The following is a 13,974-nucleotide window of genomic DNA, read 5'->3' on the forward strand; positions in this document are numbered from 1 at the left end:
CCCATGGCGCCCGCATTGCGGGCGCCTTGCGTATTTCTGCGAAAAATCAGGAGTTGAAGATGGGGAACAAATCCACAGCCTGTTTGACCGGCGCCCTGGCCCTGGCCAGTTGTGCGACCGCCAGTGCCGTCAGCCAGCCCGAGGGCGGGGGTTTTATCGAAGACAGCAGCCTGACGGTGCTCAGCCGTAACTTCTATTTCAACCGCGACTACCGTAAAGGCGAACAGTCGCCCACCGGCAAGGCGGGCTACGCCGAAGCCTGGGCCCAGGCCTTTATCGCCCGCTTCGAGTCGGGCTATACCGAGGGCACGGTCGGTTTTGGCCTGGACGCCCACGCCATGCTCGCGCTCAAGCTCGACAGCGGCGATGGCCGCAGCGGCGGGCGCAGTTCGTTCGACATGTTGCCGGTGGACCGCAATGGCGATACCGCCAGCAACTTCAGCAAGCTGGGCGGTGCGATCAAGGCGCGCCTGTTCGATACCGAGCTCAAGTTTGGTGACGTGTTCCCGACCACCCCGGTGGTGCACTTCGGCGACTCGCGCCTGTTGCCGGAAAGTTTCACCGGCTGGACCCTGGAGAACACCAGCCTGGCAGGCCTGAAAGTCCAGGGCGGGCGTTTGCACGCCATGAGCCAGCCGTTGTCGAGCAACAACCGCGACGGCTTCGTGACCTTTTACGCCGGCCCCGTCGATTCGCCCTGGCTGGGCTACTTCGGTGGCGATTACCAGGCCAGCGACAACCTCAGCCTGAGCCTCTACAGCAGCCGTCTGAAGGATGCCTGGGATCAGTACTACGCCGGTATCAGCTACAAGTACCCGATCACCGACGACCTGACCGGCTTCACCAGCTTCAACTACTACAAGGCCAAGGATGAAGGCCAGCAACTGCTGGGCAAGTTCGACAACGATATCTGGAGTGCCCGCGTCGGCGTGAGCTATGGCGCCCATACCCTGGCCCTGTCGCACCAGCGCAACCAGGGCGACAACGATTTCGATTACCTGCGCCAGTCCGACTCGATCTACCTCGACAACTCGATCCAGTACAGCGACTTCAACTCGCCGAAAGAGCGCTCGTGGATGTTGCGCTATGACCTCGACATGGCCGCCTATGGCGTGCCGGGCCTGTCGTTCATGAGCCGTTACGGACGTGGCAGCGGCATCGATTACTCCGATGCCAACGGCGTGTACATGCGCCGCGATGCCGAGGGCAATCCGCTGACCGGGCAGAAGCGTTGGGAGCGCGATATCGAAGCGAAGTACGTGGTGCAGTCCGGCAGCCTCAAGGACTTGTCGCTGCGCGTGCGTCAGGCCACGACCCGGGCCTCGGCCTTCGAATCGGACCTCGATGAAGTACGCCTGATTGTCGAGTATCCGCTGACCCTGCTGTAGGGCGAATCTTGCAGCACTGTAATGTGCGGCTCACCTTGGCGTTAGCTTGCCCTGCGTAAGATTGAACTGTCCTGAAATTCAATCACGAGGTGAGCAACATGAGCCTGAACAAGTATGTGCTGATGGCTGTATTGGCCCTGGGCAGCAGCGCGGCGCTGGCTGAAGGCGGAGCGGAGCGTTCGAAGCAATTCTGGGAAAACTTCCGCCTCAGCCAGGAACAGATTCACGGCAAGAAGGACCAGGCGCTGGTCGCGTCCGACTCGCAAAAGCGTGACACGGCGACCAAGCAGGTCGCCAAGGAGTAGCTCCATTCACCTTGGAAGCTCCCCGCTCCTTTGGAAAAGGTGAATTTTTGGCGCCCATTTGGGCGCCTGTTTTATTTGCGCGCCACCAGCACCGCGCGCCGTGGTGCCGGCAGGCCTTCGATGGTGCGGCTATGGTCGTTGGGGTCGAGGAAGTCGCTGAGCGACTGGTAGCGCATCCACTCGGTGCTGCGCTGTTCTTCGACGCTGGTGGTGCTGACATCGACGCAACGCACATCGCTGAACCCGGCGCGGCGCAACCAGCGTTCCAGGGCTGGCACCGACGGCAGGAACCAGACATTGCGCATTTGTGCGTAGCGATCTTCGGGCACCAGCACCTGATTTTCGTCGCCTTCGATCACCAGGGTTTCCAGCACCAGTTCGCCGCCCTTGACCAGGCAGTCCTTGAGCGCCAGCAGGTGCTCGATGGGCGAGCGGCGATGGTAGAACACGCCCATGGAGAACACCGTGTCGAAGCCTTCGAGGTTGGCCGGCAGGTCTTCGAGGGCGAACGGCAGGTGCCAGGCCGGCAGCTTTGGCAGGTAGCGTTGCACGGCCTGGAACTGGCAGAAGAACAGCCAGTTGGGGTCGACACCGATGACGCTGTCGGCCCCGGCGCCGAGCATGCGCCACTGGTAGTAGCCGTTGCCGCAACCGACATCCAGTACCCGTTTGCCCTTGAGGTCCAGGTGCGGGGCGACCCGCGACCACTTCCAGTCCGAGCGCCATTCGGTATCGACGTGCACGCCGAACAGGTCGAACGGGCCCTTGCGCCACGGTGACAGGCCCATCAGTGCCTGCTGCATGCGCGCACGGGTGTCGTCATCGCAGTCGCAATCCAGATTGAGGCCGTTTTGCAGGTCGATGTGCGTAGGCTCCAGTGCCGGCAGGGCGTCGAGCGCGGCCTGCCAGCGTTCCAGGTCGCCATGACCCTTTTCCATCTTGGCATCGAGTTGCGCTTGCAGGCCTTGTGCCCATTGCGCCAGGGGAGTGCCCGCCAAGCGGCGGACCAGGGGGGACAAATCAATCATGGCAGGGCAATCAACGAGGTAAAGTTTAGGCATTGGAACCAGGGCACGACCTTGGAGAAACCGGCCGCCAGCAGGCGTTCGCGGTGCTCTTCAAGGCTGTCGGGTTTCATCACGTTCTCGATGGCGCTGCGCTTCTGGGCAATTTCCAGTTCGCTGTAGCCATTGGCCCGCTTGAACGCCACATGCAGGTCGGTGAGCAGTGCGTGTTCCTCCTCGTCAACGAAGCGCAGCTTCTCCGAGAGGATCAGCGCACCGCCGGGCAGCAGCGCCTGGCGGATACGGGTGAGCAGTTCCAGGCGCTGTTCGGGGGCGATGAACTGCAGGGTGAAGTTCATCGCCACCACCGAGGCCGGCTGAAATTGCAGGGCGAGGATATCGCCTTCGATCACCTCGACCGGCAGCAGCTCTTGGAACATCGAGTCCTGGGCGTTGAGGTACTGCCGGCAGCGCTCGACCATGGCCGCCGAATTGTCGATGGCGATCACCCGGCAACCCTCGCTGCGCACATGCCGGCGCAGGGCCTGGGTCACGGCACCGAGCGAGCTGCCCAGGTCGTACAGGGCAGTGTTGGGCTGGGCGAACTGGGCGGCGAGCACGCCGAGGTTCTCGACGATGGTCGGGTAACCAGGCACCGAACGCTTGATCATGTCCGGGAACACCCGCACCACGTCTTCGTTGAAGGCGAAGTCGGGCACCTGGCCAAGGGGCTGGGCGAATAGGCGGTCGGGTTCTTTGCTCACGGGGGCAATCCAGGCGTTGGGCGGTAAAGGGCCGGCATTTTAGCCAAACTGGCCGCAGGATGCATGGCCCGCTGACCAGCGCCGCCTACTTCACCGTGATTGCGCAATCGAAGGTCTGCACCGGGCGCACTTCCGGGGCCCAGGGTTGCTGGTAGACCAGCAGCAGATGGCCTTCGCCGGCGGTCTGGGCCTGGAAGCGCCACAACGATTGCCCGGCGCTGCCGACCACGCCGGCGTCTTCCGGATGGCTGTACACCTCCGGCCCGAGGCTGCGCAGGATCCCGCTGGCCGGGTTTTGTAGCAGCCAGCGGTAACCGGTGCTGGGGTTGCTGGGCAGGGTCAGGGTGAGGGTCTGGCCTGTCTCCAGGTGCACAGGGCACTGGCTTGCTTTTTCCAGCACCACGTTGTCGTGTTTGCCCGGCGTTTGTGAACAGGCTGTCAGGAGTGACAGACCAAGGACCAACAGCTTGCAATTGATGTTCATCGACAATTCTGTCCGTCAGGCTGGTATTGGCTTTCAGGAAAGCCTGCCCTCTGCAGGGCACTTCGCAGCCGTATTAGTTTGAAGGTCCCCGCCGAGTTGGCTATTTAACAGGGACGTGGTCATGAGCAGTACACAGATCAATATTGACACATTGCAGAATGAGGCTGAGCGCCTGCCCGGAAATCTCATTCAGGCAATGGCGCAGCGCGATGGCCCCAACGAGGGTGGGTTGACGCTGACACGAGAGCATATTGTTACCCTTAACAAGTATGCCAACTATACCTTCCAGCTTCCTGTTGCCAAGGCTGCGGTGATTCGCTGGTTGGGCTATTCCACCATCAAAGAGCCGGACCTGATGCCGGACAAGATGGAGGCGATGCACAAGCAGCTACAGAAACACGGACGCCGTTGGACAGTACTTGCCGACAATAGCAAGAAGCTGGGCTTCGAGTTGGCGGCCAGTGCCAATGGCATCAATACCACCGGTGACGAGATATTGGTCATTCTCGAAAACAGCCGTGCGCTGGGCAAGCGCAGGGATGCGTGGGAAACCATCAAGTTCGACAAGGCTATCAGCCTGGGGACAGAAGACCGCCACAGGGTTCTCGACCTGGTGGACTACATGGAGGTACTGCGCGAAGACGTGGACCTGTTTTCTCGGCGTGTGGGCGCTGTACGTGAAGAGACTGAACAGTTTCGCGATACCGCGCGTGAACAGCTGATCCCCTTGGTCGCGGTAAAAACCCAGGCGATCAAGCGTCAGAAGGCGAGCGGGGCAGTACAGCAGCTGCGTGAAGATCTCGCCGAGCTGGACAATGAAATCAAAAAACTTGAAGCCGAGTATGACCAGTATGTCAAAGCAGCGCTGAGTGGCCTGGCTGCGGGGCCGCTGGGCGCGGCTATAACCGGCGGCATATATGGCAGCAAGGCGGCGAAAGTCCGCAAGGAACGTAACAAGCTGCAGGGCCAGCGCGGTGAACTCAGCCAGAAACTCAAGGCGGCCGTTCGCCTGGAAGGGCTGGTGGAAGACCTCGGCACTCAAATGGGACAGCTGGATACTCGACTCAGGGATGTGGTGACAGCCGCCTCTCACCTGCAATCGGCCTGGCAGTTGATCGGGGTGTACATCGATACATCGATTGAACACCTCCAGCGTATCGAATCCAATCAGGAGTTGTTCAAGTTCGCGATATTTTTCAAACGCTTCATTGGGCAATGGAAAGACATTGAGACGTTTGCCCAGCATATGAATCGTGTTTTTGATGACGCCGCAGCCGCCCAATAAGGATATAACGTGATGAATGATAATGTTGTCGCTTTGAGTGCTTCGCTTAATGTCCCGGATATGGACAAGGTTCTCTCGGTCGTGTCGGCATACTCCGCGTTTTGGGAACAACGTAGATTTGGCTTTCTGCCGTTGCTGCATGAATCAGTTGAACGGCACTACAAAGGGATGCAACGGTACGTTGATGGCTTGGCTAAAAACTCGGAAGTGCTGGCGGTCACCATAAAATCATACCAGCTTGATGAGCTGATTGACGATTTTCGAGAGGCCTCGGGAGACCCTGAAGAAGAGGAATTCTTCCTGGAGGAGCTGCAGATCTCAAACAACAAGATCGCTGCAGAACTTGATGTCGTGGTCTCTGGGGTGATAACCGCTACGAAGTCCATCGCCAGCCTGCCGGTTTATGATGCAAGCCGCGACCAGGCCAGTTACCTGGAGACTCAGGAGCGCCTGGCCAGCAGGCTACAGGCGCTAACCGATACGCTCAACGGCAAACGCGAAAACCTTGCCGAGCTGGAAAAAGCCATCGGTGTGTTTGAGGCCAATGGAATCGAACAGTTGTTCCAAGGCAAATTGCCAACGGTTGAACAGCTTCAGGGGCTGGTCGCTCAGGGCGCCACAACGGCCGGCGCCGCCGTAGCGGTCGAGCAGGCACTGGAGGCGCTGGGCAAATTGATGGAGGGCGTGCAGCAAGGCATGCAGTATTCGCGGCTGCAAGACCTGCGTCGGGCACTGCGCACGGAAGTAAACGAACTGATCGCTGAACAACGCGAAAAGGAGCAACGAGCGACTCAAGTGAAGGGCAATCTGCAGGCCCTGGCGGAATATACCGTGCTGAAACCAAAACGCCTGGAATGGCTGGCTGAAAAACAGAAGATTCATGTGCAACTGGAGACAGTGGCCAGTCAACTACGCAGGATAAAACTGGACAGTTTTGAGGGCGCGCAGGCGTTCAATCAGTTGCTGAAACAATTGGTCGCCTATGTTCAACATATAGTTTTCCAGTTCCGTCGAGCATTTTAATCACGGCCGTGTCTCAGTGCGCCGCCCATTGTTAGTTAAAGCGGGTGGCGCGCTGAATGGCGAGTAGGAGAGCGCTATTGATGACTGCAAATGGAAGGCTGGATAAAGACTGGCAAGTACAAGCGTCACGTCTTCCCGGCGCGTTGTTGAGCGCCATGGCGTCAGGGCAGGACACCGGTGCCCTGAGTTTGTCGCCAGCACACGTGCGTGACCTCAATGAGTATGTCGCCTATACACGGGGATTGCCGAACTCACCGGCTGGCATCTTTCAGTGGATGGGTGGAGGGCAGGCGAACCCTTGGACATCGATTCTCAGCGCGTTGATGTCATCGAACCCTGAGCTGAATGGTAACGCCATGCTGGCATTCTCTCGCCAGGTGAAACAGCATGCCAACGGCTGGGAGGTGTTGTATGGGAAAAACCTGCAGCTGACCCATACGTTGGTCACTGTCGCCGGCAACATCAACCGTTCAGGGGAGGTCATTCTGGATGTGTGCGCACAAACCAAGGCATTGGGTAAGCAACGTGAGGCCTGGGATGCTTTGCTGGGCGGTGAGGCGCTGGCGCTTAGTGTGGCCGATAGGCAGATTGTGTCGTCCTTGCCCACGTACGTGAATGCACTCAAGGAGCAATTGAAGGAATACGCCCGCCAGGTCGAGCGTGTGCGCATCGAGGCCACTCGGTTTCGCGATGAGGCTCGGATGCAGGTCATTCCGGCGGCGACGAGAAAGGTCAATGAGATTGGCAAGTTTGTAAAACCAGCGACCCAGGGCGGTATCGCGGAGATTCTCAGGCAGATACTGCAATCACGTTTCCTGGAACTCTCAGGAAAACTGCGGAAACTGGAACAACTGCTCAGAGCCGTGGTGACGGCTTCGTCTCATGTTCATTCAGCCTGGCAAAGCCTCACTGCTTACATCGATGCGTCGAGTAATCAGCTGCAGCTCGTTACCTCAGGCCAGCAACTGGCCCGGTTTGCGATCTACTTCGGGCGGTTCCTGGGGCTATGGAAGACAATTGAACAAAGCGCGGTGCAGATGAACCGCACGCTGACCCGGTATCAGCCGTGAGCGTTAGGTAGCCGTACTCGAGCAGGTTGACGCGGGCTCTCAGAGCCCGCGCCTTCCAGAACCCCTTCAAGTGAACAACACCTTCGCCACATCACTGAAGCGCTTGGCGAAGTGCACGCTCAAGCCTTCCTTGAGGTAATCCGGCAACTCCTCGAAATCTCCGCGGTTGGCTTCCGGCAGGATCAGCTCGAAGATCTTCTGCCGCCGCGCGGCAATGACCTTCTCGCGTACCCCGCCAATCGGCAGGACCTTGCCGGTCAGGGTCAACTCGCCGGTCATGGCCACGCCTTTCTTCGGCGCCTGGTCGCGAGCCAGCGACAGCAACGCACTGGCCATGGTCACCCCGGCGCTGGGGCCGTCCTTGGGCGTGGCGCCTTCGGGCACGTGCAGGTGTATGAACGCTTCATTGAAGTAGCTTGGATCACCGCCGTATCGCTTCAGGTTGGCGCTGACATAGCTGTAGGCGATTTCGGCAGACTCCTTCATCACATCACCCAACTGACCGGTCAGCTTGAAGCCGCGGTTGAGGGTGTGGATGCGCGTCGCTTCGATCGGCAGGGTCGCGCCGCCCATGCTGGTCCAGGCAAGACCGGTGATCACCCCCTTGCCGGAGAGCACCTGTTCGCTGCGAAACACCGGCATGCCCAGTGAGGCTTCGAGGTCCTTGGGGCCGATCTTGATCTTTTTCTCGGGGTCGTCGAGCAGTTGCACCACCGCTTTGCGCACCAGCTTGCCCAGCTGTTTTTCCAGCTGGCGTACACCGGCTTCGCGGGCATAGCCCTCGATCACCGTGCGCAGGGCGCTGTCACTGATGCTCAGGCTGGTCTTGGCCACCCCGGCTTTTTGCAACTGCTTGGGCCACAGGTGGCGCTTGGCGATGGCCAGTTTTTCTTCAGTGATGTAGCCGGACAGGCGAATCACTTCCATGCGGTCGAGCAACGGCCCGGGGATTGAGTCCAGCGTGTTGGCGGTACACACGAACAGCACCTTGGACAGGTCCAGGCGCAGGTCCAGGTAGTGGTCGAGGAAGTCGACGTTCTGCTCGGGGTCGAGGGTTTCCAGCAGCGCCGAGGCCGGGTCGCCCTGGTAGCTCTGGCCCATCTTGTCGATCTCGTCGAGCATGATCACCGGGTTCATCACCTCGACGTCCTTCAGTGCCTGCACCAGCTTGCCCGGCTGGGCACCGATGTAGGTCCGGCGATGGCCCTTGATCTCGGCCTCGTCGCGCATGCCGCCGACGCTGAAGCGATAGAACGGCCGGCCCAGGGATTCGGCGATGGACTTGCCGATGCTGGTCTTGCCGACGCCTGGCGGGCCTACCAACAGCACGATGGAGCCGCTGATCTCGCCCTTGTAGGCGCCGACGGCGAGGAATTCGAGGATGCGTTCCTTGATGTCACCCAAGCCGGCGTGATGCTGGTCGAGCACCTTGCGCGCGTGCTTGAGGTCGAGTTTGTCCTTGCCGTACACGCCCCAGGGCAGGGCGGTGGCCCAGTCCAGGTAGTTGCGGGTGACGGCGTATTCGGGCGAGCCGGTTTCGAGGATCGACAGCTTGCCCAGCTCTTCGTCGATGCGCTTTTGCGCGGCGGCGGGCAGGGTCTTGCCTTGCAGGCGCTGCTCGAACTGTTCGAGGTCGGCGCTGCGGTCGTCCTTGGTCAGGCCCAGCTCCTGCTGGATGACCTTGAGCTGCTCCTTGAGGAAGAACTCGCGCTGGTGTTCGCCGATCTGCCGGTTCACTTGCGCAGAGATCTCGTTCTGCAGGTGCGCGACTTCGACTTCCTTGCGCAGCATCGGCAGGACCTTTTCCATGCGCTTGAGCATGGGCACGCAGTCGAGCACCTCCTGCAACTGGTTGCCGGTGGCCGAGGTCAGCGCGGCGGCAAAGTCGGTCAAGGGCGATGGGTCGTTGGGGCTGAAGCGGTTCAGGTAGTTCTTCAGCTCTTCGCTGTACAGCGGGTTGAGCGGCAGCAGCTCCTTGATCGCGTTGATCAGGGCCATGCCGTAGGCCTTGATCTCGTCGGTCGGTTCGCTGGGTTGATGCGGGTACTCGACCTCGACCAGGTATGGCGGGCGATGATGCTTGAGCCAGGTGCGGATACGTACCCGGGTCAGGCCCTGGGCGACGAACTGCAGTTTGCCGTTTTCGCGGCTGGCATGGTGAACCTTGACCAGGGTGCCGTACAGCGGCAGGGCCGAGGTGTCGAAATGACGAGGGTCTTCTGGCGGCGAGTCCATGAAGAACAGGGCCAGGGAGTGATGCGGGGTCTTGGCTACCAGATCCAGGGTTTCGGCCCAGGGTTCTTCATTGACGATCACCGGCAACACTTGCGCGGGGAAGAACGGGCGGTTGTGGATCGGGATGATATAGACCTTGTCCGGCAACTGTTGGCCCGGCAAGGCAAGGTTTCGGCCGCTGTGTTCGGAGGCTTCGAGATGCTCGACTTCGGCGGTTTCCTCGGGACGTTCCGGTAGATCCTGCTGATCGCTCATGGCGCACCTGCTCAATGACTATGGTGCTTAGATGGGGCGGGTGGAGGGCGGTTTCAATGGTTGATTGGCTTATGTTGCGCGGCGCCTGCGATGGGCTGCGCAGCAGCCGCAGACAAAAAAGGCTACCCGAGGGTAGCCTTCCTTGCTGGTGGATCAATCCGCCAGTTTGTAAGCGATTACGTAATCGCCCATCTTGGTGCCCAGCGAGCCGTGACCACCGGCGGTCACCAGCACGTATTGCTTGCCGTCCTTGCCGGTGTAGGTCATCGGCGTGGCCTGGCCACCGGCCGGCAGGCGCGATTTCCACAGCTCCTTGCCGGTGTTGGTGTCATAGGCACGCAGGTACTGGTCCAGGGTGCCGCTGAGGAAGCCCAGGCCGCCAGCGGTGACGATCGAGCCGCCCATGCTTGGCACGCCAATCGGCAGGCCGATCGGGATCGGCGAGCTGTCACGGCTGGTGCCGTTCTTGTGCTTCCACACCACCTGGTTGGTGGTCAGGTCGATACCGGCCACGTAGCCCCAGGCTGGCGCTTGGCACGGCACGCCCAGAGGCGACATGAACGGGTGCATGATCACCGCGTAGGGTGCGCCGGTGTTCGGCTGCACACCGCTGGTTTCGCTCTCGCGCTTGCTGCCGGCGGCGACATCGGCGCGCGGCACCATCTTCGAGACGAAGGCCATGTAGTTCGGGCTGGTGAACAGCAGCTGACGCACCGGGTCGACCGAGACGCTGCCCCAGTTGAACACGCCGACGTTACCCGGGTAGACCAGGCTGCCCTGTAGCGATGGCGGGGTGTACTGGCCTTCGTAGCGCAGTTCGCGGAACTGGATGCGGCAGAGCATCTGGTCGAACGGGCTGGCGCCCCACATGGCCTGTTCGGTCAGCTCCGGGCCGAGCAGGTTGAGGTCCGAGCGGGCCTGGGTTGGCGCGGTGCGGTCGCCTTCGACGGCACCTTGCGGTACCGGGGTTTCGCGGATCGGCACGATCGGCGTACCGTCGCGACGGTCGAGCACGTACAGGCTGCCCTGCTTGGTCGGGGCGATCAGCGCAGGCTTCACACCGTCGGCGGTTTTCAGGTCAAGCAGGGTTGGCTGGCTGCCGACGTCCATGTCCCACAGGTCGTGGTGGGTGAACTGGTAGTTCCAGCGTACCTTGCCGTTGGCCAGGTCCAGGGCGACGATACCGGCGCTGTACTTCTCGGCGCCCGGGGTGCGGTCAGCGCCCCACTGGTCTGGGGTCTGGTTGCCCAGCGGCAGGAAGACCATGCCCAGCTTCTCGTCGACACTGGCCAGCGACCACATGTTTGCCGAGTTGCGGCTGTAGGTCTTGCCGGGCGCCAGCGGTGCGGTGTCGTCGGGGTTGTTGCTGTCCCAGTTCCACACCAGGCGACCGTCGTGCACGTCGTAGGCGCGGATCACGCCGGACGGCTCGTTGGTCGACTCGTTGTCGGTGACATGGCCGCCGATGATTACCAGTTCGCGGGTGATCGCTGCAGGCGAAGTGGAGTAGTAACCGCCAGCAGTGAACGGGCCGATGCCGGTGGTGAGGTCGATCACACCCTGGTTGCCGAAACCTTCACAGACCTTGCCGGTGTCGGCGTTCAGGGCGATCAGGCGGGCGTCGGCGGTCGGCAGGTAAAGGCGGCGCGGGCAGGCGACGGCAACGGCCTGGCCGGCGTCGCTGATTTTGGGTGCCGGGCTGCCGTCGGCATTGACGTAGTTGTTCTCGTCGTAATACGACACACCACGGCAGGTCATGTGGGCGAAGCCCTTGAAGCCTACCGGGCTCTTGATCTGCGGGTCGAAACGCCAGATCTCTGCACCAGTGTCCGGGTCCAGGGCCAGCACCTTGCTGTGGGCGGTGCAGGCATACAGCTTGCCGTTGACCTTCAGCGGGGTGTTCTGGTTGGTCAGCTCGACCGGGTCGTTGTCGGTTGGCAGGTCGCCAGTGCGGATGCGCCAGGCTTCCTGCAGCTTGTGCACGTTCTGCGGGGTGATCTGGCGCAGCGGCGAGTAGCGGTCGCCGAACTCGGTGCGGCCATAGGCCTGCCACTCGCCATCAGGCATCTGCGGCGCGGTGCTGCTCATCTCGGCGCTTTCGCGGCCCAGCTCGCCCTTGACTTCACCCGGGTGGGTGAACTGGCTGGCCACCGCAGTGGCGCCGGACAGCGCCACGGCCAGGCTCAGCAGGCCGATGTTGGCCTTGGACGGGTTGCCCAGCAGTGGGCGGCGCGCCCACGGCAGCAGCAACACTACGCCCAGGGCGAACCACAGGGCCAGGCGCGGCACCAGTTGCCACCAGTCCAGGCCCACTTCCCACAATGCCCACAGGGTGCTGCCCAGCAGCACCAGGCCATACAGACCCAGGGCGTTGCGGCGCAGGGCCAGCAGCAGGATGCCGGACAGGGCGAAGCCGATACCGGCGATCAGGTAATACAGCGAACCGCCCAGCTGGCTCAGTTTGATACCGCCAGCCAGCAGGGCCAGGCCCATCAGCAACAGCAGCACACCGATCAGTCGCGGCAGCCAGCGGGTTCTACTCAAGGCACCATCAGTGCTCATCGTGTGTTCTCCGTTAGGTGAAAAGGGTGGTTAGAAACTGCTCTGGATCTTGATCCCGCCGATCAGTGCGTCATCGACCTGGCTCACGCCACCGGGGTGACGGATGTACTGCAGGTTCGGGCGCACGGTCAGCCAGTCGGCCAGGTGGATGCCGTAATACAGCTCGGCGCTGTACTCGGTGTCCTGGATCGGACGGAACAGGGGATCGTTGTAGTCGCTGACGCCGCGGGCCTGATTGATGGCCTGGGCGTTCTTGCGGTAGGCAGGGTTGACGTGCACGCGTGCCAGGGCGAAACCGATGTCGTCCTTGGCGCGGGCATCGAAGGGCCCCTTGTACACCACACCTGCCTGAACATAGTTGTCGATGGCATTGGTCTTCTTGTCGTGCAGCGTGGCGTTGGCGAACACGCTCAACCCTCGCGAGTGGTCTGATGCCAGCGACGTCACCTGTTGCTGGGCACCGAGCCAGAAGCCGTGCTTGCTCGAACTGCTGCGATAAGCCTGGCCGCTCAGTGCTGCCGGTTGTTCGTTGCTGTCCTTGTAGACATCGCTTGCCTTGGCATTACTGTAGTAGTAACCGGCGCGATATTCCCCTTTCAGGCCGTTAACCGCCGGGCTCCAGACCAGTTCGAGCGGAATCACCGCGCCCTGGGTACCGCTGCCGCTGAGCTTGAAACCGTTGCCGCGATCGAGGTTGGAGGGGTTCTGCTCATAGGCGCCGATTTGCGCGTACAGCTCTGGGGTCAGGTTGTACTTGACCCGCAGCGCCCACTGGCTGACTGGCCAGTTGTACCAGATGTCACCGACCCAGTTGCCCACCTGGGAGCCGCAGAACGCCAGGTTCTGGAAGTCGCACGGGAAGCTGTTGAAGTCCTCGCCCTGGCCGAAACGGCCGAATTTCACATCCAGCGCGCCGTCGAAGTACTTCTGCTTGATCCACATCTGGGTCAGCCGCCAGGTCTGGCCACGGCCCCAGATTTCCTGGGCCGAGGTAAAGCCACCGACCCGTGGGTCATTGATGCGGTCGTTGCTGATGTTGTCGCCGTGGCGCTGGGTAACGGTCAACTGAAACTCGGCGTCGTGCCAGCCGAGGATTTTCTCCAGGTCCAGGTGGCTGCCGAGGGCGAACTGGCCGCTGTAGCGCGCGGTTTCGTCATCGTCGTAGCCGCCGTGCAGGTTGGCGCCCATCTCGCCGGTGTAACCGAGGGTGAAGTCGTAGCCGCGTTCAGCCAGCTCCGTGCGGGTGCCGCCCCAGTCGCCAAGCATCCATGGCGAGTCGCTGGCGAACATCGCCGCGGCCTGGGCGCAAGGCGCGAGGCTGGCGATGGCCAGGCCCGAAAGCAGTGTCCGGGTGGCGGGGGAAAAGCGGAAACGATCATTCTGAGGCATGAGATAGCGCTATCTTTTGATTATTGAAAAAACGGCAAGGCCACCGAGTTCCGAGGATCATCGGCGATAAGGCTGCAGGGAAATAAACTGAAGCGGTTCAGCTTGCGGCGGGGAGGATATAGCTGAACTTGTAAGAAAAAAAGTCAATTCAGCAAGAGTCACCGTTGCCGGATCGGTAACAGTCCGGGTGAGGCAGGTGACACTGATCCC

At 61.3% G+C, this 13,974-nt stretch carries 11 protein-coding genes; 5 read left to right on the forward strand and 6 right to left on the reverse strand.

What is annotated here, in order from left to right:
• Positions 1-59: 59 nt before the first annotated feature.
• Positions 60-1,388 carry an OprD family porin gene (locus NLX68_RS15855; RefSeq protein ID WP_254284745.1) on the forward strand — a complete coding sequence of 443 codons (1,329 nt, stop codon included), beginning with the start codon at positions 60-62 and terminating at the stop codon, positions 1,386-1,388.
• A gap of 98 nt (positions 1,389-1,486) precedes the next feature.
• The gene (locus tag NLX68_RS15860; RefSeq protein WP_254284746.1) at positions 1,487-1,693 is read left to right on the forward strand and encodes a hypothetical protein; all 207 of its coding nucleotides are present in this window, start codon (positions 1,487-1,489) and stop codon (positions 1,691-1,693) included.
• 71 nt (positions 1,694-1,764) lie between these two features.
• Here NLX68_RS15860 and cmoB read toward each other — a convergent pair whose 3' ends face one another.
• From cmoB to NLX68_RS15875, 3 genes are all read right to left on the reverse strand, one after another.
• The gene (gene cmoB / locus NLX68_RS15865) at positions 1,765-2,721 is read right to left on the reverse strand and encodes a tRNA 5-methoxyuridine(34)/uridine 5-oxyacetic acid(34) synthase CmoB (protein WP_254284747.1); all 957 of its coding nucleotides are present in this window, start codon (positions 2,719-2,721) and stop codon (positions 1,765-1,767) included.
• Positions 2,718-3,461, reverse strand: a complete 744-nt coding sequence (cmoA, locus tag NLX68_RS15870; RefSeq protein WP_254284748.1) for a carboxy-S-adenosyl-L-methionine synthase CmoA — start codon at positions 3,459-3,461, stop codon at positions 2,718-2,720. Before cmoA ends, cmoB begins: the two co-directional genes overlap by 4 nt.
• Before the next feature lie 85 nt (positions 3,462-3,546).
• Positions 3,547-3,945 carry a protease inhibitor I42 family protein gene (locus NLX68_RS15875; protein WP_254284749.1) on the reverse strand — a complete coding sequence of 133 codons (399 nt, stop codon included), beginning with the start codon at positions 3,943-3,945 and terminating at the stop codon, positions 3,547-3,549.
• 121 nt (positions 3,946-4,066) lie between these two features.
• Between NLX68_RS15875 and NLX68_RS15880 the strand changes: the two genes are divergently transcribed.
• The 3 genes from NLX68_RS15880 (at position 4,067) to NLX68_RS15890 (ending at position 7,323) form a co-directional block, all read left to right on the forward strand.
• On the forward strand, positions 4,067-5,230 hold the full coding sequence (locus NLX68_RS15880) for an alpha-xenorhabdolysin family binary toxin subunit A (RefSeq protein ID WP_254284750.1): 1,164 nt from the start codon (positions 4,067-4,069) through the stop codon (positions 5,228-5,230).
• 12 nt (positions 5,231-5,242) lie between these two features.
• Positions 5,243-6,253 (forward strand): alpha-xenorhabdolysin family binary toxin subunit B, encoded by a 1,011-nt coding sequence (locus tag NLX68_RS15885; protein WP_254284751.1) that lies wholly within the window; start codon positions 5,243-5,245, stop codon positions 6,251-6,253.
• A gap of 80 nt (positions 6,254-6,333) precedes the next feature.
• Positions 6,334-7,323: a hypothetical protein gene (locus NLX68_RS15890; RefSeq protein WP_254284752.1), complete on the forward strand. Its 990-nt coding sequence runs from the start codon at positions 6,334-6,336 to the stop codon at positions 7,321-7,323.
• 66 nt (positions 7,324-7,389) lie between these two features.
• On the opposite strand, the gene lon is transcribed toward NLX68_RS15890, so the two are convergent.
• The 3 genes from lon to NLX68_RS15905 all read right to left on the reverse strand — a co-directional run bounded on the left by lon (position 7,390) and on the right by NLX68_RS15905 (position 13,764).
• Complete coding sequence (gene lon, locus NLX68_RS15895) at positions 7,390-9,813, reverse strand: endopeptidase La (protein WP_254284753.1); 2,424 nt, start codon at positions 9,811-9,813, stop codon at positions 7,390-7,392.
• Positions 9,814-9,966: 153 nt separating this feature from the next.
• Positions 9,967-12,375 carry a glucose/quinate/shikimate family membrane-bound PQQ-dependent dehydrogenase gene (locus NLX68_RS15900; protein WP_254284754.1) on the reverse strand — a complete coding sequence of 803 codons (2,409 nt, stop codon included), beginning with the start codon at positions 12,373-12,375 and terminating at the stop codon, positions 9,967-9,969.
• A gap of 30 nt (positions 12,376-12,405) precedes the next feature.
• Entirely contained in the window at positions 12,406-13,764 is a 1,359-nt protein-coding gene (locus NLX68_RS15905; protein WP_254284755.1) for a carbohydrate porin, read from the reverse strand.
• Positions 13,765-13,974: the final 210 nt, after the last annotated feature.

Origin of the sequence: Pseudomonas sp. SBB6, assembly GCF_024213215.1 — a bacterium.
Taxonomy (GTDB): domain Bacteria; phylum Pseudomonadota; class Gammaproteobacteria; order Pseudomonadales; family Pseudomonadaceae; genus Aquipseudomonas; species Aquipseudomonas donghuensis.